Genomic DNA, 20,894 nt, shown 5'->3' with positions numbered 1-20,894 from the left:
GTGGGCGCACGGCATTCGCCGTACTGAATTCCGCACACGAGAAGACCACGCGGAGAAAGCGACGGGCCTGAGTCATGGGTACTCACCTTCGCGCCCCGTCGCGGGACGCGCCGCACCGTGCGGACGGGCGGCTCCCCGAGGGACATGAGTACCCCTCACTCATGCTCGCCGGCTCCCTCCGGACCAGTCTGATCGGTCTCGGGCTCGGCGGCGGGCGAGTCGTCGCCGTAGCGGACCACCGACTCGGCCTCCTGTGCGAGCCGGCGCAGCGCCATCAGGGCCGGCTCGAGCAGGAAGGTCAGCAGCACCGCCCGCTCCGCCTTCTCCAGCGGGTCCTTCAGGGCCTGGAGCTGGTCGAGGTCGAACCGGGCGGTCTGCGCGGCGAGTTCGGCGTAGGGGAGGAGGGACCGCCAGTCGTAGTCCATGCCCAGCGAGCGCAGGGTCTGAAGGGTCTGGTCGATGACGTGCCGGGCCGGGTTGTACGGGGAGACCGGCCAGCCCATCGCGTCGATGAGGGCGCTCGCCTCACGGCCGCCCTCGTCGGCGGAGTCCTCGGCCTCCGCCGTCTCCTTGGCGCTGTTGCCGGACGGCCAGATACCGAAGACCAGACCGAGGACGTGGTGTGTGTCGGTCTGGTTCTCGGAGATGGTGTCCAGGACGTGCTTGGCCGCCGCGACGGACAGCCCGCGCACTCCGACCAGGGCGCGGATGAGTCGCAGCCGCTTGAGGTGCGACTCGTCGTACTCCGCCTGGGTCGCGGCCGTGGCGCGGCCCGGTGGCAGCAGGCCTTCGCGCAGGTAGTACTTGATCGTCGCGTTGGGCACCCCGCTGCGGCGACTGAGTTCCGAAATTCTCACGCTTCCTCGCTCTCCCTCTGGCAATTGGGTAGCGTCACTGTCTAGTATAGATAGTGCCACTCACCAACTGTGGAAGCGAGACTACCGTGCCCACTCTTCCCTGGGTCACTCCGAACCCGGCCCGGCCCGACACCAGCGCCTTCGTCATGGCTTCCCGGCTCGAAGTGCGGTCGCTGAAGGACGTCCCCCGCTTCTTCCTGAAGTCCCTCTCCGCCTGGGGCCAGGTGCGCAAGGCCCCCGGAGCGCTCGGGGCGTCCCTCGAGGCCCAGCTGTTCAAGGGGGTCTTCTTCACGCTGTCCGCCTGGGAGAACCGGGACGCGCTCTACACATACGCCAGGACAGAACCCCACAAGAGCGTCATGACCGGCCTGCGCTCCACCATGCGCGGCTCCACGTTCACCTTCTGGGAGGTGCCCGTCGAGCAGCTGCCGATCGACTGGAAGGACGCCAAGCGCCGCATCGACGAGCAGGCCCGCACCGACGCGGCGAGCGGCCGCGGCGCCGCCCACTGAACGCCCGGTCCGAGGCCGCCCCCGCCCTCGGACCGGGTACCGGATTCCCAGGGGGCAACTGCCGTCGGAGTCGCCGGTGACTCTGGCTCCCACGACTCCCGTGGGCCGGTGACGGGGCTCCCGCAACTCCCACGGTTCCGGTGACTCGGGCTCCCGCGGCTCCCACGGTGCCGGCGGTGCGCCCCGTGCCGCCCGGGGTGCCGCCCCGACCCGGCGGGCACTCGGGCACCCCCATGGGCCGGGCCCGTCTGGATGGCCCGGCCGCGCCGGCCGGGAGCGCCGTGGAGCGTCGTCGTGCCATGTAGTGCCATGTCAGGCCGTGTCAGACGGCGAGCCCCGGCGGATCCCTCGCGGCTACTGTCCGCCGAGGAAGCCGGTGGCGGCTGCGATCCCCGCCGGACGAACCGGCGGCCGTCCCGTGCGCGCGCTGCCGACGGGCCGGCGCGCGGCCACACCGCCCGGCCCGCGTACTTCGCCCACCCGCACTGACCGAACCCATCGGCCCGGTACTCGCAGTACCGGAGAAATCCGGAGAACCCAAGGTGACCACGGTCCACGAGACGCTCGCCACGGGCCAGACCGAAGTCGACGCCGTCGGCACGGCGACAGCCCTTCTCGACGCCTACCGGCCGGATACGGACCGTTTCCTGGCCTCGCCGACGCGCACGCTCCTCGCCCGCGGTGTGCGCGCTCAAGTGGCGCATGACGAACGGCCGTTGACCGAACGCGTGCGGGAAGCGCTCACCGCGTCGCGCGCCGCCGGAGAACCGGACCCCGTGGTGGTCGGCGCGATCCCCTTCGACCACACCGGACCGGCCGCGCTCGTCGTGCCCGCGGCGGTGCACCGGGCCCCGGCCCTGTGCGCGGACCCGCTGATCGCGTTCCCCCCGCCCCGGCCCGAGCCCATCGCCTGGACCGTACGCCCCGTGCCGGCGCCCGAACGCTACGGGGCCGCCGTCGCGGCCGCGGTGCGGCGGATGCGGGCGGGCGAGTTCGGCAAGGTGGTCCTCGCGCGGGCACTCGACCTCACCGGCGACCGGTCACCCGACATTCCCGCGATGCTGCAGCGCCTGGCCCGCCGGGACGCCCGCGGTTACACCTTCGCCGTGCCCACCGGGACCGGTGGCACCCTGCTCGGTGCCAGCCCCGAACTCCTCGTCTCCCGGCGCGGAACCGCCCTGGTGGCCAATCCGCTGGCCGGTTCCATGCCCCGCAGCGACGACCTCGCCGAGGACGTGCGGCGCGCCGCCGCACTGCTGGAGTCCCCCAAGGACCTGCACGAGCACGCCGTCGTCGTGGACGCCATGCGTGCCGTTCTCGCCCCTTACTGCTCCGAACTCCACGTCCCCGAACGGCCGACGCTGGTGCAGACCGCCGCGATGTGGCACTTGTCGTCCACCATCACAGGCACCCTGGCCTTACCCTCCGTCTCCGTGCTGGATCTCGCCTGCGCCGTGCACCCCACGCCCGCCGTCTGCGGCGCCCCGACCGAGCTCGCCCGCCGGGTCATCGGCGAACTGGAACCCTTCGACCGCGGTCTGTACACCGGGATCGTCGGGTGGGGCGACGCCGACGGCGACGGCGAGTGGGTCGTCACCATCCGCTGCGCCGAGGTGTCCGACCGAGGCCTCCGCCTCTTCGCCGGAGCGGGCGTCGTCGCCTCGTCCGACCCCACCGCCGAAACCGCGGAGACCGCCGCCAAGTTCCGCACGTTCCTGGACGCGGTGGGGGCAGACCTGTGACCGCGGCCAAGACCTGCCCGGCCGAGCCCCCCGGCAGCACCGACGCCCCCACCTGGCCCCCCGAGTTCGCGGAGCGCTACCGGGCCGCCGGTTACTGGCGCGGCGAGACGTTCGGGCAGATGCTGCGGGCGCAGGCCGAGCGGCACCCGGAGCGGATCGCCGTCGTGGATCCGGCCGGTGCGGGGCGCCGCTGGAGCTATGCCGAACTGGACGACCGCGCCGACCGGTTGGCGGCCGGGCTGCTTGCCGCCGGCGTGGGGCGCGGCGACCGGGTCGTCGTCCAGCTGCCCAATGTCGCCGAGTTCTTCGAGACCGTCTTCGCCCTCTTCCGGATCGGGGCGCTGCCGGTCTTCGCCCTGCCCGCACACCGGGACACGGAGATCACCTACTTCTGCGCGTTCACCGAGGCCGTCGCCTACGTCGTCGCCGACGTGCACGAGGGATACGACTACCGGGAGCTGGCCTCCCGGGTGAAGGCGCAGGTTCCCACGCTCCGCCATGTGTTCGTCGTCGGCGACCCCGCGGAGCACACCCCCCTCGCCGACGTGCCGCGCGAGCCCGTACCGCATGACGGCCCCGACGCGGGCGACCTCGCCTTCCTGCAGCTGTCCGGCGGCAGCACCGGCGTACCGAAGCTGATCCCGCGCACCCACGACGACTATCTGTACTCGGTGCGCGCCTCCAACGAGATCTGCGCGGTCGACGAGCACAGCGTGCACCTCATCGTCCTGCCCGCCGCACACAACTTCCCGCTCAGCTCCCCCGGTTCACTCGGCACGCTGGCCGCGGGCGGACGCGTCGTCCTGTGCCCGAGGCCCGATCCGGACACGGCGTTCGAGCTCATCGAACGGGAGGGCGTGACCCTCACCGGACTCGTCCCGCCGCTCGCCCTGGCATGGACCGAGGCGGCGGCCAGGACCCCGTACGACCTGAGCAGCCTGCAGGTGCTGCTGGTCGGCGGTGCCAAGCTCAGCGAGGCGGCCGCGCGCCGCATCCGCCCCGCACTGGGCTGCACGCTGCAGCAGGTCTTCGGCATGGCCGAGGGCCTCGTGAACTACACGCGGCTCGACGACGACGAGGAGACCGTCGTCACCACCCAGGGACGCCCCATCTCCCCCGACGACGAACTGCGCATCGTCGACGACGAGGACCGCGACGTCGCCCCGGGAGAGACCGGCCATCTGCTCACCCGCGGCCCCTACACCATCCGTGGCTACTGGCGTGCCCCGGAGCACAACGCGCGCTCCTTCACCGAGGACGGCTTCTACCGCACCGGCGACCTCGTCCGGATGACCGACAGCGGCCACCTCGTAGTCGAGGGCCGCGCCAAGGACCAGATCAACCGCGGCGGCGAGAAGATCGCGGCCGAGGAGGTCGAGAACATCATCCTCGGCCACCCCGCGGTGCACGACGTGTCCGTCGTCGCCGTACCCGACGACTACCTCGGCGAGCGCACCTGCGCCTACGTCATCCTGCGCCAGGGAGCCGAACTGCGTGCCGCCCCGCTCAGACGGTTCGTACGGGAGCGGGGACTGGCCGCCTTCAAGGTGCCCGACCGGGTCGAGTTCGTCGACGCCTTCCCGCACACCGGGGTCGGCAAGGTCAGCAAGAAGGACCTCCGCGCGACCGCCGCCGACTCCGCAGCCGATTTCCCCCGATGAGAGCGACCTCACCATGGCACTTCCCTCCATCGCGCCGTACGCCATGCCGGCCGGCCCCGAGCTGCCCCGCAACCGGGTCGACTGGACCGTCGACCCGGCCCGCGCCGTGCTGCTCGTCCACGACCTGCAGAACTACTTTCTGTCGGCGTTCGACCCGGACGCGGCGCCGCTCGACGACCTCCTCGCCCGGACCGCCCGGCTGACGGACGAGGCCCGCCGGCGCGGCATCCCGGTCGTCTACTCCGCCCAGCCCGGCGGCCAGAGCCCCGCGCTGCGCGGGCTGCAGCTGGACTTCTGGGGCCCCGGACTGCCCGACGACGCGCACGCCGCCGCCATCACCTCCGCGGTCGCGCCGCGCGACGGCGACACCGTCCTCACCAAGTGGAAGTACAGCGCGTTCGTCCGCACCGACCTGGCCGACCTCCTCGCGGAGCACGGACGCGACCAGCTGATCATCACCGGTGTCTACGCGCACCTGGGGGTGAACATGACGGCCTGCGACGCCTGGATGCGGGACATCCAGGCCTTCGTCGTCGCGGACGCCGTCGCCGACTTCAGCGCACGCGAGCACCTCGACGCATTGCGCTGGGCCGCGCGCTCCTGCGCGTTCGTGACCACCGCCGACGCCGTCTTCCAGGGGGACCGACCATGACGCTGACCGTGCGGCACATACGCGAGGACGTCGCGGACGTGCTGGGGGAGGACCCCGCCGACATCCCCGACGACGAGAACCTGGTCGATTACGGCCTCGACTCGGTCCGGCTGATGAGCCTGGTCGAGCGGTGGCGGCGCGAGCACGGCGCCGAGATCTCCTTCGTCGACCTCGCCGACCGGCCCGCCATCGAGGCCTGGGCACTCCTGCTGGGAGCCCGGCCATGACGACCGCGGCCGAGCGTGGTCTCCCGCTGACCGCCGCCCAGACCGGGATGTGGTACGCGCAGGCCCTCGACCCGGACAGCCCCGCGCTGAACACGGCCGAGTACCTGGAGATCCACGGTCCCGTACGGCCCGCGCTGTTCGCGCAGGCCCTGCACCGCACCGCCGAGGAGGCCGGGGCGCTGCGGATGCGGATCGCCGAAACCCCGGACGGGCCACGGCAGTTCCCCTGCCCGGTGCCCGCACCGGACCACGGGTTCCCCCTGCACACCGCCGATCTGCGCGAGGCGCCCGATCCGCACGCCGCCGCCCGGGACTGGATGGACGGCGACCTCGCCCGGCCCTTCGACCTCGCCGCCGGGCCGCTCTTCCAGCACGCGCTGCTGCGGGTCGGCGACGAGCGCTGGCTGTGGTACCAGCGCGTGCACCACCTGGTCATGGACGGCTTCGGCTACTCGCTGATCGCCCGGCGCACCGCTGAGATCTACTCGGCGCTCGCGGCCGGACAGTGGCCCGGCGACTGCCCGTTCGGCCGCGTCGACGACCTGGTCGCCGACGACCTCGCCTATCGCGCATCCGAGCAGTACGACGCCGACCGCGCCCACTGGAGCGAGCTCCTCGCCGACCGGCCCGAGGCACCCACGCCGGCCGGACGCACCGTGTTGCCCTCCCGCACCTTCCTGCGGTCCAGTGCCCGCGTCCCGGACGACGTCACGGCGCGGCTGCGCACACGCGCCGGTGAACTCCGCGCCACCTGGCCCGAACTGATCGTCGCCGCGCAGGCCCTGTACGTCTCACGGATCACCGCGCACACCGAAGTCGTCCTGGGCATGCCGCTGATGGGCCGGCTGGGCACGGTGGCTCTGCGCGTGCCCGGCATGGTGATGAACGTCCTGCCGCTGCGGCTGGCCGTCCACCCCGCCACCACGCTCGCCGAGCTGACCCGGCAGGTCGTGCTGGCGGTGCGCGCCGCACGCCGCCACCAGCGCTACCGCTACGAGGACATCAGGCGCGATCTGGGCCTGCTCGGCGAGACCCGGCCGCTCATCGGCCCGCTGATCAACGTCATGCCGTTCGACTACGACCTCACCTTCGCCGGCGCTCCCGCCGTCCCGCACAACCTGTCCGCGGGCCCCGTCGACGACCTCACCGTCAACGTCTACGACCGCACCGACGGCCGCGGGCTGCACATCGACCTCGACGCCAACCCGGCTCTCTACACCCGCGACGACATCACCGCCCACCAGGAGCGGTTCCTCGCCCTGCTCGCCCGGATCGCCGACTGCGACCCCACCGCCCCCCTCGCCGAACTCGGCATGGCCACCGACGCCGAACGCCACCGGGTGCTGGCCGAGTTCAACGCCACGGAGTGGGACGTCCCGGCCACCACGCTCATCGGCCCCATCGAGGCCCAGGCCCGGCGCACTCCCGACGCACCCGCTCTCGTCCACGGGCAGCTGACCCTGACGTACGCGGAACTGAACGCGCGGGCCGACCGGCTGGCCCACCAGCTGGCCGCCAGGGACGTGGGCCCCGGCACACTCGTCGCCGTCGCCCTGCCCCGCTCCGTCCCGCTGGTCGTCGCCCTGCTCGCCGTCCTCAAGGCCGGCGGCGCCTATCTGCCGCTCGAACCGGGCTATCCGGCCGACCGGCTCGCTCACATGCTCGACGACGCCGACCCGGTCTGCGTCATCACCGACGCGGCCACCGCCGGCCGGCTGCCGGCGACCGGACGTCCGTACGTCCTCATGGACGGCACCGGCCCGCAGGACCTGCCGTCGGCCGACCCGCCCCGCGCGCTCACCCCGAGCCACCCCGCGTACGTCATCTACACCTCCGGCTCGACCGGCAGGCCCAAGGGCGTCGTCGTACCGCACTCGGCGATCGACAACCGGCTGCGCTGGATGCAGCACACCTATCCGCTGGCACCCGGCGACCGCGTGCTGCAGAAGACACCGTCCGGATTCGACGTGTCCGTATGGGAGTTCTTCTGGGCCCTCCGCGAGGGCGCCACGCTCGTCCTCGCCGACCCCGAGGGGCACAAGGACCCGGCGTACCTCGCCCGGCTCATCCGCGAACAGGCCGTCACCGTCTGCCACTTCGTGCCCTCCATGCTCCAGGTGTTCCTGGCCGAACCGGAGGCGGCCGGGTGCACCGGGCTGCGGCACGTCTTCTGCAGCGGCGAGGCGCTGCCCCGGGAGACCGCGCACCACTTCCACCGCGTGCTGCCGTCCGTGCCGCTGCACAACCTGTACGGGCCGACCGAGGCCGCGGTCGACGTCAGCCACCACACCTGCGCACCCGAGGACACGGGTCCCGTCCCGATCGGCCGCCCGGTGTGGAACACCCGCCTGTACGTCCTCGACGCGGCCCTCCAGCCGTGTCCGCCCGGCGTCGCGGGCGAGCTGTATCTCGCGGGCGTCCAACTCGCCGACGGCTACCTGGGCCGCCCCGGCCTCACCGCGACCCGGTTCGTCGCCGACCCGTACGGCCCCGCCGGCTCCCGCATGTACCGCACCGGGGACCTGGCCCGCTGGACCGCCGACGGGGAGGTGGTCTACCTGGGGCGGACCGACCACCAGGTGAAGCTGCGCGGGCAGCGCCTCGAACCCGGCGAGATCGAAGCCCACTTGACGGCCGTCGAAGGCGTCACCGGCGCCGCGGTGATCCTGCGCGAGGACCGCCCCGGCGACCAGCGGCTCGTCGCGTACGTCACCGGCAGCGTCCCCGCCCGGGACGAACTGCGCGACCGCCTCGCCGCCGCCCTGCCCGACTACATGGTCCCCTCGTCGTTCGTCGCCCTCGACGCCTTCCCGCTCAGCCCCAACGGCAAGCTGGACCGGGCCGCCCTCCCGGCGCCCGCCACCGCCGGCGGCGCCGACAGCCGTGCCCCACGCAACCCCACCGAGGAGACGCTGACCCGCCTCTTCGCCGAGGTGCTCGACGTCGACCGGGTCGGCGTCGACGACGGGTTCTTCGACCTGGGCGGCACGTCCCTGCTCGCCGCGCGCCTGATGTCCCGCATCCGCGACACGCTCGGGACGCCGGCACCGCTCGGCACGCTCTTCCGCGCGCCCACGCCCGCCGCGCTCGCCGATCGGCTGACGGACGGCGGCCCGGCCGACACCGCGCTGGACGTCCTGCTGCCGCTGCGCTCCTCGGGCGGGCGCACCCCGCTGTTCGTGTTCCACCCGGCCGGCGGCATCAGCTGGTGCTACTCGGGCCTGCTCTCCCGGCTCGGCCCGGACCAGCCCGTCCACGGCCTGCAGGCCCGCGGACTGTCGGCACCCGAACCACTGCCCGCGACCATGGACGAGATGGCCGCCGACTACGTCGACCGGCTGCGCACGGTGCAGCCCCACGGCCCCTACCGGCTGCTGGGCTGGTCGGTCGGCGGCGTCATCGCCCACACCGTCGCCGTCCACCTCCAGCAACGCGGCGAGGCCGTCGAGCTGCTGGCGCTGATGGACGCCTACCCCTCCGACCAGTGGCGGGACCTGGCCGGCCCCACCGAGGAGGACGCACTCAACGCCCTGCTCCGCATGGCCGGCCACGAGGGCGGCACCGGGCTGACCCGGGACGGCGTCCTCGAGCTGCTGCGCCGCGAGGGCAGCGCGCTCGCGGCGCTGCCGGAGCGGGTCCTCGACTCCGTCGTCGGCATCGTCACCAACAACGCCCGGCTGATGCGCGGCCAGCAGCACCGGGTGTTCGACGGTGACGTGCTGTTCTTCACGGCCGCCGCGCCCCGCGCCGAACACTGGCTCACGCCCCGGGCCTGGGCGCCGTACGTCTCCGGGGAGATCGACGAGCACCGACTGGACTGCCTGCACCCGGAGATGACCCGGCCCGGCCCGCTCGACGACATCGCCGCCACCCTCGCGGCCCGCCTGAAGGAACTCGACGGATGACCCATCCCTTCGACCCGGCCGGCACCGGCGATCCCACCCACCTGGTGCTGGCCGACGCCGCGGGCCGGCGATCGCTGTGGCCGACATGGCTGCGGATCCCGCCCGGCTGGACCACCGACTTCGGGCCCGCCTCCCACGAGGACTGCCTGCGCAGCATCGACGTCCCACTGCCCGGCCGGGACACCGAACCCGCTCGCCCCGTACCCCAGACCCTCACCGCCCCTGACCCCATGACTCCCGACCCTGGAGGAAACACCATGTCCGGCACCCGCAACCCGATCGACCGTCGAGCCGTCCTCGGTGCGGCGATCGCCGCCGGCGGTGCGCTCGGCTCGGCGGGAACGGCGTCCGCCGCCACCCCCGACCGGGACCGCACGCGCGACTCGGCCTACGCCGTGAAGTCCGCGGAACTCGCCCAGGGCCTCTACCAAGTGGCCCACTCCACGCGCAACGGCGTGCTGTGGGTGACCAGTTCCATCGGCTACCCCCCGGTCACCCGGTCCCGGCTGCTCAAGGTGGACCCGCGGTCGCTGAAGCTGCTGGCCTCCACCACGCCTCCCGTCACCGACGAGGCCACCGGCGCGCTGGAGGCCGTCTACGGCGTGGCCGTGGACGACGTGCACAACACCGTGTGGGTCACCGCCACGCTGAGCAACGCCCTCGCCGTGTACAGCCAGCGGACCGGCCGCCACCTGGCCACCCTGCCCGGCGTGCGCCACCCGCGGGACGTCGCCGTCGACATCGCGCGCGGCCTCGTCTGGTGCAGCGCACTCGAGGAGGGCGCCATCGTCGCCTTCGACCTGCGCACGTACCAGGAGAAGAAGCGCGTCACCGTCGAGGGCGCCTGGCCCGCGGGCCTCGCCGTCGACCCCTACACCGGCAACGTCTACGCCGCCGACCTGGCCAAGAGCCGCCTGATCGAGGTGGCCGCGGGATCCGACCGGCCGAGGATCCTCCCCGCCGGACAGGGCAGCATCGACGTGGCCCTGGCCGCCGACGGCCGCACCGCCTACACCGCGAACCAGGCCGCCGGTTCCGTCTCCGTCGTCGACCTGGCCTCGGGCGAGGTGAAGAACGAGATCAAGACCGGCGCCGGCACCCTCGCCGTGGCGACCGACATCTGCACCGGACGCGTCTTCGCCGCCAACAAGGACGCCGGTACCACCACCGTCCTGGACCCCCGCGCGGGAACCGTGCTCGCCGACCTCGCCACCGGCGCGAACACCGACCACGTGGTCCTCGCCCACGGCACCGCCTACGTGGTCGACAAGGCGGCAGCGGGCCCGGAGACCATCGACTCCATCCACCGCATCAGCCCGCCCCGCTGACACAGCGCCGCCCGCCCGGCACCGCAGAGCCGGCGCCGCCCGAGGACGGCGCCGGCACTACAGGGTGTCGTTCGTTACCGGAGGGGGCGGTGACCGGTGCGCTGGGACCAGCGGACGGCGGTGAGGCCCAACGCGGCCACAAGGACCACGATGCCGATGATCAGCAGGTAGCCCATCCCCTCCGCCGCCACTCCGATGATTCCCAGCACGACGGCGACCAGAACGAGAAACAGCAAGAGGGCCATGACACGTCCACCTCCCTTGGGTGGCTGAGCGGGCGATCAGCGGCGCGCGAGTTGCCGCTCGCCGCCTGCGCCCGTCTGGTAGGGCATGTCGTAGTGCTGGAAGATCGCTTCCTCCGACTCGGCGGGCAGGATGTCGTCCATGCCGACCGAGGGCGCCTTCTTCACCAGCGACTTGGTGTAGGAGACCTTGACGTAGTCCGGGCCGAGGGTCGCCTCGTCGAGGGGGACGAAGGCCAGGTGGTGGCGGGTGGGGAGCCCGGTGCGGACCGTGGCCATGGCGGGTTCGTCGGTGGTGGTGTCGACGTAGACCGCTTCGAGTACGCCGATCTTGTGGCCCTTCGGGTCGACGACGCTGCGGTTGCGCCACTCGCGGATATCGGCTGAATGGATCATGGCTTGCCTCCTGAGCCGTTGATCCGGGCCGGAACGAGCCGCCCCCTCGGGCCGTCGCAGCCCGCTGAGCCCGGTAGCCCATTGTTCTTCCAGGCTATCCGGGACTCACTGCGTCGCGCCCTCGCGCGGCACGGGTTCCGAACGTGGTAGTCGACAAGGCATGCCGATGAAGCCTTCCGGCGCCGCGGACCGTTCATCTCGGTTCGGGCGGCTGCGCCATGTGATCAGCCGTTCGCCGGTCGGGCGAGGATGGCGGCGGAGCAGGGATTTGAGCTGTGGTCGCGCTCGCTGGGCTTTGCCGCGCTGGGGTTTCTCACGCTGGTGCCGCTGCTGATCATTGTCTCCTCTGCCGATCCCGAGCACGGGCGGGGCTTCGCGCAGTGGCTGGGGGAAGGGATCGGCGTGTCGAGGGCCTCCATGCGGCAGGTCGAGCAGCTGTTCACCCCGCCCGGCCAGGCCCTGCGGACCACGACCGCGTTCGGTATCGCCGCCCTTGCCGTGTTCGGTCTGACCTTCGGGGCGGCGGTGCAGACCGGCTACGAGAAGGTCTGGGACCTGCCTCCGGCCCGCTGGTGGGCCAGATGGCGGCATGTGGTGTGGCTCGGCATCCTCACCGGCTACCTCTACCTCTCCGCCACCACCACGCTGCGGCGCGAACCTCTGGCAGGTGGTGTCGTCGCGTCGTTGAGTGCCGTGCTGTTCCTGTGGTGGTCCCAGCGCCTGTTGCTCGGCGGGAGGATCCGCCGGCGCGCCCTGCTGCCCGGCGCCGTGGCCACCGTGATCGGGCTGCTCGGCCTGAGGGTCTTCTCCAGGCTCGTCTTCTCGCCGTTGATCGCATCCAACGTCGTCACCTACGGACCCGTCGGAACCGTCCTCGTCATCCAGTCCTGGCTGGTCGGCGTGGGTGTCGTCATCTTCGGCGGTGCGCTCGTCGGCCGGCTGCTGTACGAGGAACTCCCGCGCATGGCACACGCACTGAAACGGCGCGGATGAGATGCGGCCCTCCCTCCAGAGAGAACTGTGCCCCTTGACGCGCTCGCCGAGTTCCCGGTCGGCTGCCCGGACATCGCAGGGCGCGCCCCCTGGAGCAGCACCGAGCACCGCTTGAATCGCCCGCTATCCGCGACCCTTGGGCAGGACTACGCTGTGGGGTGAGGCCCCAGTCCCCGGTATCGATGCTCTGTCCCGCACCCCCGGGGAGGCCCACCGTGTCCGTCCTGCTCCTCATCCTCATCGCGGTCCTGTTCGGCTTCGGTTTCCTCGATCCCATCTTGTGGGTGGCTGCGGCGGTGCTGGTCTATGCCGCCACCCGACACGGCCGTGACCGTGGCGGCGACCGGAGCCGCAGCGGCGGTTCCGACCTCGGGGACTACCGGGACTACCAGGAGCGCCGGAATCGCCAGGAACGCTGGGACCGCCGCTACAGCCGTCAGAACCGGGCGCGCTGGCGGCGCGAGGACCGTCGGGACCGCGAACACCGCAGGTGACCCGTGAAGTGGCCGGGCAGCCATGGGTTGCGTCATGAGCCGGCCACGGCCACTGAACGGGGACGCGGCGTTGCCGGCCGAGGTCGTCGAACTGCACGTCAGCAACGAGCAGTTGGGCCGGGCGCCGGCGAACCGTGCGGTCATCGACGAGGCACGAGGCATGGTGATGGCCGGCGATCCCCGCCATGACCGGAACTTGCATGGGTCAGGACCCCAGGCCGGTGAGGGGTTCGGAACTGTCGATGAGGGCGCGGGCCACATCGGCCAGGCGCCGGTTGTGGGAGCGGGCGTAGCCGCGCAGCGCGCTGAACGCCTGTTCCATGTCGATGCCCTGACGTTCGGCGAGCTTCCCCTTGGCCTGTTCGATCAGTACCCGGCTGTTCAGCGCCGTCTGCAGCTGTTCGTTGAGCACCGTGCTGCGCTGAGCGGTGCGTTGTTGCAGCAGGCTGATGGTGGCGACGTCGGCCAGGGCCTGGGCGACAGGTGTGGCGGCCGGGTCGAAGGGGCCGGGGGCGGTGCGGAAGAGGTTCAGGGCGCCGACGATGTCGTCCCGCAACCGCATGGGCAGGGCCTGGACTGCCCCGAACCCGCTGCGCCGGGCCGCCACCGCGAAGCGCGGCCAGCGGGCGGTCACCGTACCGAGGTCGGCGACGATCACCGGTACGCCCGTGCGGAAGCACTCGAGGCAGGGGCCTTCGTCGTTCTGGAGCTGGAAGAGCTCCAGCAGGCGCACCCGTTCGTCGGAGGCGGCCATGACGCGGAGTTTGCCGTCCCGGTCCGCGAGCAGTACCCCGGCGGCGCTCGCGTCGAGCATGCCGACGCAGCGGTCGGTCAGCAGGCGCAGGAAGTCGATGAGGTCGAAGTCGGCGACCAGATTGTCGGCCAGCTCGACGAAGGTCTTGGCCAGAAGCTGTTGATCCATCGTGGGCACCCTCGATTGAGACTAGCCCCTGCCCGAAGGGGCGGGAAGTACGGCACGTTCCTCGGCGGGGCCCGAACGTCAGGTTTCCTCCTCGTCCTGACCCGGCTCCGCGTCCGGGGAGAAACGAAGCCGCCGGGCCACCACGTCGGCGGCCACGTCCGCGAGCCGGCGTCCCCGCGCATAGGCGTGGGCGCGGAGCCGGACGAAGGCTTCTTCGATGCCGACTCCGAGCTGAGCCGTGAGCATTCCGCTGGCCTGGTCGATCTCCGCTCGGTAGGCGCCCAGGTCCTCGATGCCGCGGTCCGGCACAGGCCCGCCGGTCGGCGCGCCCGTCTCGTCGATCCTTGCGTCGAGCAGGAGAAGCGTCGCGAGATCGGCGAACGCCAGGGCGTCGGCCAGCTCCTCCGTGTTCAGTACGGTCGGAATGTTGGCGTACAGGTCCAGAACTCCCGGGCTGATCGCTCCCTTCTGCAGGGGGAGCGAGAACACCGCGCGGGCCCCGGCTTCCAGGGCCGCGTCGGCGAACACGGCCCAGTGATCCTGAAGTTCGATGGTGAGCAGATCGGGTGTCAGTACGGCCGAGCCGCGTACAAAGGCGTCCACGCAGGGCCCTTCGCCCAGGGTGAGCTGTAGCTCTTCCAGTTGCTCGCTGATGTCGTCGGTGCTGCACAACGGATGGCTCGCCGCGGCCTTGGACATCGCCGACAGCCCGGCCCCGCCGACCGGCAGCGCCGCCACGGCCGCCGTGCACACGTCCACCACACTCACCCGGGCACCGCGTCGGGCTGCCTGCTCGGCCACCAGCATCCGAATGCGGGTCGACCGCCTGTCAGGGCCCACCGGGGCCACCGCCTTCAGGCATCGTGACAAGGCCCTCCAGCCTCGCCGTGGTGCGTTCCCCGAAGGGAAGCACCAGCGCGCGGAACGTGGTGGCGCCCGCCGGCCTGCGAAGCTCTCCGACATCCAGCCACCCCCAGGAGCAGAGCGCGGCGAGGGTCGGGCGATCGGCCCGGTCCACCAGGGTCGCGCCGAGCGATGCCTGATGGTCGGTCAGCAGCCGCTCCTGCACACGGCGGGCGAGTTCCCGGTCCTGCGGGTGCGGCCGGATCAGGAGGGCGGCGAACGCGAAGACGTTGCCGGACGCTGTGAGTTGCTCGATGCCGCGCGGCAGTGCTCCGTCGAAGCCGAGCCACCAGGAGCCGTCTCCGGCCACCGGGAATCCGAAGGCGCAGCCCGTCAGGCTGTCCGTCTCGGCGATCACCATGGCGAATCCCGGTCGGCGCATGTCCACGGTGAGACGGTTCAGGAAGTGCTGACGGCTGGGACGGCGGTATGGATCCCCCGGCGCCGTTGCATGGGACTCCACATACAGCCCCGCCAGATCCTCACGCAGGCCCTCCACCAGCCAACGGCTCAGCCGACGCAACCGCGCCGGAGCCACGGCGGGCGGCTGGCCGTCCCCCGGCTTCCGTGACTGTCCCCGCCCGGGTTCGGCCGTCATCGCACATCGCCCGACCGAACAGGCGCAAGGGGGACAGAGCGGTGCGGCGGGGCCGGATGTGGCGCGGCCGGGGTGTCGCCGAGAGCAGGCGGCAGGTGGCCGAACGGAAGGCCGAGGAGCAGGAACCCGCAGCCGGCCAGGTCGAGAATCCGAGCCAGTGTCGTCGGCGGATGGTGCAGTCGCAGCGTCCCACCGGCCACGGTGGCCTGCTGCGCAGCGTCGAGGAAGGCGTTGAGTCCGCTGCAGTCGCAGAAGGTGACGGGGGTGAGGTCGACGTCGATGGTGCGGATACCGTCCCGCAGGCACCGTTCCAGGGATTCGCGCACCAACGGCGCGGATTCGAGGTCGATCTCACCGGACAGGGCGATCAGCGCCTGTTTCCTTTGGTCACGGCGGTGGACGGTGAGCTGTGAGAGGGGCATGACGCCTCGGTTCGGAAGACCATCCGGCAGCGGCACGGTGAGCCGGAGTTCCGGCACCCTGGGCGCGCTCCCGGCAGGGGCGTACTTTCGGCGGAGGCAGAGCAACGGCCGGTCCGAGCGCCTGCGCAGCAGGACAGAGGACCCACCCAGTTGCCTCCAGGGAAGCGCCGGGTGACGGACGAGGAGTCCGCACCCCGCAGCCATCTGTGTTCAGCAACAGCATGCCGCCGGGGTCTGGGACGTCTGCACAACAGCGTAGTCCTCACGTCGTGTGACGGACGGTCCGAAGCAGCCCAATCCCAGGATGTGGACGCGGCGCCCCCTCGCCATTCGATCAGGAAGAGGGTCGCGTCGTCGGTGGTGCGGCCGCCCCGTTGCTGCTTCAGGGCGTGGGAGAGTGAGCGCACCACCGCTCGTACTCCCTTCTCCGTGTGTTCGATGCGGTTGACCCAGTGGATGAGTTGTTCTTCGCCGAATTGTTCTGCGCCGGCTTCGTGCTCCTCGATCAGGCCGTCGGTGAAGCACAGCACCCGGTCGCCGTGTTGGAGCGTCTGCCCGCTGATCCGGGGCTCTTCACCGCCGAAGCCGACGGGCAGGGTGGTCGGGCCGCCCAGCTGCCCGACGACCTTGTTCAGACGCATCATCTGGGCGGTGACGAAGTGGTCGGGCCCGAACTGCTCGGCGATGGCCCGGTCCATGAACGTGTAGATCCCGGGCAGGCCGATGTCGGCACGTCTGGCGTGCCGGTAGGCCCCGACGGCGACGGTCGCCATCGTGGCGGCGTCCAGGCCGTGGCCCATCGCATCGACCATGGCCACGTGCAGGATGTCCTCGTTGAGGGCGTAGTCGAAGCTGTCGCCGGCGACGTCGTAGGCAGGCTCCAGGATTCCGGCCACCGCGACCTGCGGGACGGACATCGCCAGCGGTGGCAGCAGGGACCACTGGATCTCCGCGGTCACGCTCATCGGTTCGCGGCGCCGGGCGAGGAAGAACTGATCGGTGTAGCTGTGCTTGGTGACCAGCATGTCGGCGACCAGGCCGGCGAGCCTGCGCAGCAGCCGCCGGTCGTCTTCATCGACGGCGTCCAGGGTGAGGGCAATCTCGCCCACCTGGTCGCTGCCGTCCAGCAACGGCAGGTACATCCGGACGCCGTCGGACTGCGGCACCTCGACAGTGGTCGCCTGCAGAAAGGCCGTACCGGCGGGAGAGTCACCGATCGGCTCAGGCTCGCCGACCGTCAGCCGCCGACCCGGCAACGGCACCAACACCAGCTGGCCGTAGTCCTGCAGCAGGATCGAGACGTCGCGGCCACCGACCCTGGCCACCTCTTCCGCGATCAGCGGGGCGATCAGCTGCGGCGGCATCTCGTGTGCCCGGTCCAGCAGCACCCCCAGCAGCCGCTCACCGAACCCTTCCGACCGGTCCAGCGCGCCCTCGTCGGGTCGGCGCTCACCTTCCGCCACAACCGCACTCCCGCACCGGCGTCGTCGAGGCTTCTGCCACCGTGTCCATGCTCACCTCGTGCCGCGAGTTCAACGCCCGCACCGACCCGCGCGGCCCGTCCTGCGGTCACAGCGGATGCGCGCCGGGCAGCGCTCGACCCGCTCACGTGATCCGCACACACGCGCTCCTGACACGACCGCGATCAACCCGCACAGAGTGACGCGGCGGGCCACGCCGAACAGCCCATTACGCCAGATGCGGCAGGGCTGGAACAGGTGGCTCTCCGTCCCGTTGCACCTGGGGCGCGATGGCCGAGCCGATCTCCCGGTGACCGAAACCGGCTGGTCACCTGTGGTGAGTGGTACGGCTGCGGCGGCGCGCCGGGAAGCGGCCGCGGCCCCCGTCGCGGTGGTCCCGCCGTTCGCCGGTGGTCGGCGACTCGGACCGGTCCGGTCCCACCGGGGGCTGCGGGGTGCCGCGGCCGCGGTGGCCGGGCAGGGGGGAGCTGTACCGGTGCACGGCGATTCTGTCGGCGTGCTGGACGTTGAGCCGGTGGATCACGTATGCCGCCGCTGCGATGAGGACGATGAAGGCGACGGCCGTCAGAAAGGCGTTCATGGCGGCCACCTCACATACCGACGATCAGGCGGCTCGCCCGACCGGCCCGACCGGCCCGACCTGGCGGACCGGGCTGTTGCGGGACGGCCGCGGACACCGCGGAGGCGCCGCCTTCGTACTCCCACGCCTCGTCCGGGTCCAGTGGCCCGTCGGTCGCGGAGACGCCGTGCCGGGCCTCGTCCGCGGCGATGAGCGCGCTCGCGGTCCGGGGCGGGCCGCCGTAGTCGGACGCGGCGGCCATCAGCCGGGCCGCCGACTCCGCGCCGGTCTCGGGCGGGATGACCAGCAGGTCCCAGCGTCCGGTGCCGTAGGAGAGCAGCAGCAGCTTGTGCGGGTCGATCTCCGGGGTGAACCAGCCGACCTTGACGATGTGGCCGTCCACGGGAACCTTGCGGGGGATGACCGGCCAGTGCTCCGGGTTGACGGCGATGCGGGTGATGCGGCCCCACAAGGGGTCCAACACGTCGGTCAGTGCCGGCAGTTCGCTCTGCAGATCCCGGGAGCGGGGCCACCAGGCACCGTCCAGGAGTCCGCCCGACGTACCGTCGGTCTTCAGGGTGAGACGCGCGGCCGGGGCTGCGACGGGCTCGGGGTGCGGCATGGGTGGAAGCAAGGTCGCCGACATGATGCGGACCCGTCTCCGGGCCGCCTCTGCGGCGGCCCGGGTTTCATCTTTCGCCGGGGACGACCCGGCGTGGAAGCCGGTGTGCGAGATGCCCTCAGTACTGTCCACACTACTCCGCGCTCCGCCGCGGCGCGGAGCAGCGGCCGCCTGGATATGGAGCAGTCGCTGGGTGATCTCCCGGTACTGCCTCAGCGCGAGCCGGAGTCCGTCGGACTGTGCCTCCGGGTCGTGAGGCATGGCCCTGCACCGTCTGCCGGTCGATGTCCGGCCACGGTCCGTGCCAACGCGGTGGCCGCACGGCCGGCCCGCCTCGTCCCGCAGCGTGCGGGAGTACGGTGGAGGAGAGAGAGGGCTCGTCGTATGCCGGCGTCCGAACCGGCCCCGTTCTCGCGACCCCCCTCGCATGGGCAGCCCGTGACCCCGGCCGCGCCATCCGCATCCAGGCCAAGGAGCCACGTATGCCGCTCAGCCCGCCCCCCTCCACCACGGTCGCACCGTCGGACCCCGCCCCGCCGCCCCAGGACTACGACGGGACGTCCCCCTTCCCGCCGGACGCCCCGGCACCCGCGCGCGACGGCGGTGAGCGGCTGTATGTCGCCATCACGGCCGTGATCGTCGTCCTGCCGTTCGTGGCGATCGCCCTGGCCGGCTGGCTGCTGTGGGGCAGCCTCATCCATCCCGCCGACATCGTGCTCGCCCTCGTTCTCTACACGATCACGGGTCTCGGCGTGACCGTCGGCTTCCACCGCGGCCTCACCCACGGCGGCTACCGGGCCGTCCGTCCCGTGCGGATCGCGCTCGCGGTGGCCGGATCGATGAGCTTCCAGGGCGACGTCATCGGCTGGGTCGCCACCCACCGCCGCCACCACGCCTTCACCGACCGCCCCGGCGACCCGCACTCCCCGTACCGCTACGGCACACATCTGCGCGGCCAGTTGCGCGGGCTGCTGCACGCCCACGTCGGCTGGCTGTTCCGCAACGACCGTACGCCGCCGGAGCGCTATGCCCCCGACCTGCTGGCCGACCGCGACATCCGTGCCGTCGCCCGCGCCTTCCCGGCGCTGTGTGTCTTCACGCTCGCGCTGCCGTTCGCGGTGGGATGGGCCATCGGTGGTACGTGGGTGTACGGCGTAACCGCCTTGCTGTGGGCGGGACTCGTCCGCATCGCCCTGCTCCACCACGTCACCTGGAGCGTGAACTCCCTCTGCCACATGATCGGTGAGCGCCCCTTCCGCACCCGGCGCCACGACCGGGCCACCAACCTGTGGCCGCTGGCCCTGCTCTCCTTCGGCGAGAGCTGGCACAACCTCCACCACGCCGACCCCACCAGCGCCCGCCACGGCGTCGACCGCGGTCAGCTCGACCCCTCCGCCGCCGTGATCCGCCTCCTCGAACGCCTCGGCTGGGTGCACGACGTGCGCTGGCCGACGGCGGAGCGGGTCGCCGCCCGCCGCGCCTGACGTCGACCACTCGATCCTTATTCGAGCCGCCGCTCGGGCTCTTCCTCGTCCTCGTCGAGCACATGCACATCGCCGACCGCGATGTTGACCTCGACGACTTCCAGACCGGTCATCCGCTCGATGGCGGCGATCACGTTCTCTCTGACGTCGCCCGCGACGTCGACGATGGAGACGCCGTACTCGACGACGATCTCCAGGTCGACCGCGGCCTGCACCTCGCCGACCTCGACCTTCACCCCGCTGGTGACGGACTTCCCGCCGGCACCGGGCACCCGTTCACGCATGGCCCCCATGCCCCGGGCGAACCCACCGCCCATCGCATGGACGCCCGGCACGTCCCGGGCCGCCAGCCCGGCGATCTTCGCCACCACGTCGTCGGCGATTGTCGTATGGCCGCGCGACCCCGGATCACCTCCGTGCGGCCCCCCTGCACTCTTCCCGCCGCGCTCGCCCAGTGATCCCGTGCGAGGGGTCTCGGGCCGGTTCGGCAGTCCGGTATCCGTCATCTTCGGTCACCACTTTCCGACGCAAGGCGGCCTGTCGTGCCCTTTCCTTCACGCTAACGGCGACTGCCCGACCTCGCTCAGGCAAGTGGCAGCACTACCTCAGCCTCCCGGCACCATGTGGCGCACACCTTCTCCCGGTGGCATGTGCCGGTGACCCAACGGCCCCGGCGTATACACACCGGGGCCGCCCTTCCGGGTCGTTGCACGTGAGAGTGCGCGGACCCACTCACCAGGGTATGCCCGAGACGTCATATCGGTCATATCAGTCATATGGAGGGACGTGTCAGTCATATGGAGGGACGTGGCCGTCACGTGACCGGCCGGAGCCGGCATGGCCAGGTCCTCGCGCGACTGCGCCCCGGTGGGGCCGAGGGGGCGATTACCCAGG

20 protein-coding genes and 1 pseudogene are annotated in these 20,894 nt (G+C 71.8%); 10 read left to right on the top strand and 11 right to left on the bottom strand.

The genetic code is table 11. The features are described 5' to 3' along the window. Window positions 1-155 precede the first annotated feature (155 nt). Window positions 156-857, bottom strand: coding sequence for a MerR family transcriptional regulator (locus ACQEV2_RS14965; RefSeq protein WP_433040371.1), 702 nt, complete (start codon window positions 855-857; stop codon window positions 156-158). A gap of 86 nt (window positions 858-943) precedes the next feature. Between ACQEV2_RS14965 and ACQEV2_RS14960 the strand changes: the two genes are divergently transcribed. The 7 genes from ACQEV2_RS14960 to ACQEV2_RS14930 all read left to right on the top strand — a co-directional run bounded on the left by ACQEV2_RS14960 (window position 944) and on the right by ACQEV2_RS14930 (window position 10,884). Beyond that, entirely contained in the window at window positions 944-1,369 is a 426-nt protein-coding gene (locus ACQEV2_RS14960) for a DUF3291 domain-containing protein (protein ID WP_433040368.1), read from the top strand. Between the two features lie 542 nt (window positions 1,370-1,911). Further along, the gene (gene dhbC, locus ACQEV2_RS14955; protein WP_433040365.1) at window positions 1,912-3,111 is read left to right on the top strand and encodes an isochorismate synthase DhbC; all 1,200 of its coding nucleotides are present in this window, start codon (window positions 1,912-1,914) and stop codon (window positions 3,109-3,111) included. Then, on the top strand, window positions 3,108-4,772 hold the full coding sequence (locus ACQEV2_RS14950) for a (2,3-dihydroxybenzoyl)adenylate synthase (RefSeq protein WP_433040362.1): 1,665 nt from the start codon (window positions 3,108-3,110) through the stop codon (window positions 4,770-4,772). The genes dhbC and ACQEV2_RS14950 overlap by 4 nt, the downstream gene beginning before the upstream one ends. A gap of 13 nt (window positions 4,773-4,785) precedes the next feature. Further along, window positions 4,786-5,424 carry an isochorismatase family protein gene (locus tag ACQEV2_RS14945; protein ID WP_433040359.1) on the top strand — a complete coding sequence of 213 codons (639 nt, stop codon included), beginning with the start codon at window positions 4,786-4,788 and terminating at the stop codon, window positions 5,422-5,424. After that, window positions 5,421-5,651 (top strand): phosphopantetheine-binding protein, encoded by a 231-nt coding sequence (locus ACQEV2_RS14940; RefSeq protein WP_433040356.1) that lies wholly within the window; start codon window positions 5,421-5,423, stop codon window positions 5,649-5,651. Before ACQEV2_RS14945 ends, ACQEV2_RS14940 begins: the two co-directional genes overlap by 4 nt. Continuing rightward, window positions 5,648-9,556 carry an amino acid adenylation domain-containing protein gene (locus tag ACQEV2_RS14935; protein ID WP_433040353.1) on the top strand — a complete coding sequence of 1,303 codons (3,909 nt, stop codon included), beginning with the start codon at window positions 5,648-5,650 and terminating at the stop codon, window positions 9,554-9,556. Before ACQEV2_RS14940 ends, ACQEV2_RS14935 begins: the two co-directional genes overlap by 4 nt. After that, window positions 9,553-10,884, top strand: a complete 1,332-nt coding sequence (locus tag ACQEV2_RS14930; protein WP_433040350.1) for an MbtH family NRPS accessory protein — start codon at window positions 9,553-9,555, stop codon at window positions 10,882-10,884. Before ACQEV2_RS14935 ends, ACQEV2_RS14930 begins: the two co-directional genes overlap by 4 nt. Window positions 10,885-10,958: 74 nt before the next feature. Here ACQEV2_RS14930 and ACQEV2_RS14925 read toward each other — a convergent pair whose 3' ends face one another. Then, entirely contained in the window at window positions 10,959-11,129 is a 171-nt protein-coding gene (locus ACQEV2_RS14925) for a hypothetical protein (protein ID WP_433040347.1), read from the bottom strand. Between the two features lie 36 nt (window positions 11,130-11,165). Beyond that, a complete protein-coding gene (locus ACQEV2_RS14920; protein ID WP_433040344.1) occupies window positions 11,166-11,522 on the bottom strand; it encodes a PRC-barrel domain-containing protein in 357 nt (118 codons plus the stop codon). Between the two features lie 249 nt (window positions 11,523-11,771). Here ACQEV2_RS14920 and ACQEV2_RS14915 point away from each other — a divergent pair, with 249 nt between their 5' ends. Together ACQEV2_RS14915 and ACQEV2_RS14910 are read left to right on the top strand one after the other, a co-directional pair. After that, window positions 11,772-12,515, top strand: a complete 744-nt coding sequence (locus ACQEV2_RS14915; protein WP_433040341.1) for a ribonuclease BN — start codon at window positions 11,772-11,774, stop codon at window positions 12,513-12,515. A 215-nt stretch (window positions 12,516-12,730) separates the two neighbouring features. Next, window positions 12,731-13,009, top strand: coding sequence for a hypothetical protein (locus tag ACQEV2_RS14910; protein ID WP_433040338.1), 279 nt, complete (start codon window positions 12,731-12,733; stop codon window positions 13,007-13,009). 205 nt (window positions 13,010-13,214) lie between these two features. On the opposite strand, the gene ACQEV2_RS14905 is transcribed toward ACQEV2_RS14910, so the two are convergent. The 7 genes and pseudogenes from ACQEV2_RS14905 to ACQEV2_RS14875 form a co-directional block, all read right to left on the bottom strand. Next, window positions 13,215-13,931 (bottom strand): ANTAR domain-containing protein, encoded by a 717-nt coding sequence (locus ACQEV2_RS14905; RefSeq protein ID WP_433040335.1) that lies wholly within the window; start codon window positions 13,929-13,931, stop codon window positions 13,215-13,217. A gap of 78 nt (window positions 13,932-14,009) precedes the next feature. Continuing rightward, the gene (locus tag ACQEV2_RS14900; protein WP_433040332.1) at window positions 14,010-14,669 is read right to left on the bottom strand and encodes an ANTAR domain-containing protein; all 660 of its coding nucleotides are present in this window, start codon (window positions 14,667-14,669) and stop codon (window positions 14,010-14,012) included. A 91-nt stretch (window positions 14,670-14,760) separates the two neighbouring features. Further along, window positions 14,761-15,432, bottom strand: coding sequence for a hypothetical protein (locus tag ACQEV2_RS14895; RefSeq protein WP_433040328.1), 672 nt, complete (start codon window positions 15,430-15,432; stop codon window positions 14,761-14,763). Beyond that, window positions 15,429-15,854: an STAS domain-containing protein gene (locus ACQEV2_RS14890; RefSeq protein WP_433040326.1), complete on the bottom strand. Its 426-nt coding sequence runs from the start codon at window positions 15,852-15,854 to the stop codon at window positions 15,429-15,431. Before ACQEV2_RS14890 ends, ACQEV2_RS14895 begins: the two co-directional genes overlap by 4 nt. A 311-nt stretch (window positions 15,855-16,165) precedes the next feature. Beyond that, window positions 16,166-17,317: pseudogene (locus tag ACQEV2_RS14885) on the bottom strand (PP2C family protein-serine/threonine phosphatase); the annotation flags it as partial. Window positions 17,318-17,642: 325 nt separating this feature from the next. Continuing rightward, window positions 17,643-17,915 carry a hypothetical protein gene (locus ACQEV2_RS14880; RefSeq protein WP_433040323.1) on the bottom strand — a complete coding sequence of 91 codons (273 nt, stop codon included), beginning with the start codon at window positions 17,913-17,915 and terminating at the stop codon, window positions 17,643-17,645. A gap of 10 nt (window positions 17,916-17,925) precedes the next feature. Then, the gene (locus tag ACQEV2_RS14875) at window positions 17,926-18,648 is read right to left on the bottom strand and encodes a DUF5994 family protein (RefSeq protein ID WP_433054454.1); all 723 of its coding nucleotides are present in this window, start codon (window positions 18,646-18,648) and stop codon (window positions 17,926-17,928) included. 350 nt (window positions 18,649-18,998) lie between these two features. On the opposite strand from ACQEV2_RS14875, the gene ACQEV2_RS14870 reads away from it, so the two are divergent. Beyond that, a complete protein-coding gene (locus ACQEV2_RS14870) occupies window positions 18,999-20,000 on the top strand; it encodes an acyl-CoA desaturase (RefSeq protein ID WP_433040320.1) in 1,002 nt (333 codons plus the stop codon). A gap of 17 nt (window positions 20,001-20,017) precedes the next feature. On the opposite strand, the gene ACQEV2_RS14865 is transcribed toward ACQEV2_RS14870, so the two are convergent. Next, window positions 20,018-20,506, bottom strand: coding sequence for an Asp23/Gls24 family envelope stress response protein (locus ACQEV2_RS14865; protein ID WP_433040317.1), 489 nt, complete (start codon window positions 20,504-20,506; stop codon window positions 20,018-20,020). Between the last annotated feature and the right edge of the window lie 388 nt (window positions 20,507-20,894).

This window comes from Streptomyces sp. CA-251387, from assembly GCF_050936625.1.
Lineage (GTDB): Bacteria > Actinomycetota > Actinomycetes > Streptomycetales > Streptomycetaceae > Streptomyces.
Note: the sequence above shows the minus strand (reverse complement) of the source record. Positions and strands in the feature narration are given on the sequence as shown.

What these genes read in the sequence shown, in the direction of transcription:
- ACQEV2_RS14945 (WP_433040359.1), top strand. Translation starts at nt 4,786, where the DNA reads ATGGCACTTCCCTCCATCGCGCCGTACGCCATGCCGGCCGGCCCCGAG.
- ACQEV2_RS14940 (WP_433040356.1), top strand. Translation starts at nt 5,421, where the DNA reads ATGACGCTGACCGTGCGGCACATACGCGAGGACGTCGCGGACGTGCTG.
- ACQEV2_RS14935 (WP_433040353.1), top strand. Translation starts at nt 5,648, where the DNA reads ATGACGACCGCGGCCGAGCGTGGTCTCCCGCTGACCGCCGCCCAGACC.
- ACQEV2_RS14930 (WP_433040350.1), top strand. Translation starts at nt 9,553, where the DNA reads ATGACCCATCCCTTCGACCCGGCCGGCACCGGCGATCCCACCCACCTG.
- ACQEV2_RS14925 (WP_433040347.1), bottom strand. Translation starts at nt 11,129, where the DNA reads ATGGCCCTCTTGCTGTTTCTCGTTCTGGTCGCCGTCGTGCTGGGAATC.
- ACQEV2_RS14920 (WP_433040344.1), bottom strand. Translation starts at nt 11,522, where the DNA reads ATGATCCATTCAGCCGATATCCGCGAGTGGCGCAACCGCAGCGTCGTC.
- ACQEV2_RS14915 (WP_433040341.1), top strand. Translation starts at nt 11,772, where the DNA reads ATGGCGGCGGAGCAGGGATTTGAGCTGTGGTCGCGCTCGCTGGGCTTT.
- ACQEV2_RS14905 (WP_433040335.1), bottom strand. Translation starts at nt 13,931, where the DNA reads ATGGATCAACAGCTTCTGGCCAAGACCTTCGTCGAGCTGGCCGACAAT.
- ACQEV2_RS14895 (WP_433040328.1), bottom strand. Translation starts at nt 15,432, where the DNA reads ATGACGGCCGAACCCGGGCGGGGACAGTCACGGAAGCCGGGGGACGGC.
- ACQEV2_RS14890 (WP_433040326.1), bottom strand. Translation starts at nt 15,854, where the DNA reads ATGCCCCTCTCACAGCTCACCGTCCACCGCCGTGACCAAAGGAAACAG.
- ACQEV2_RS14880 (WP_433040323.1), bottom strand. Translation starts at nt 17,915, where the DNA reads ATGAACGCCTTTCTGACGGCCGTCGCCTTCATCGTCCTCATCGCAGCG.
- ACQEV2_RS14870 (WP_433040320.1), top strand. Translation starts at nt 18,999, where the DNA reads ATGCCGCTCAGCCCGCCCCCCTCCACCACGGTCGCACCGTCGGACCCC.
- ACQEV2_RS14865 (WP_433040317.1), bottom strand. Translation starts at nt 20,506, where the DNA reads ATGACGGATACCGGACTGCCGAACCGGCCCGAGACCCCTCGCACGGGA.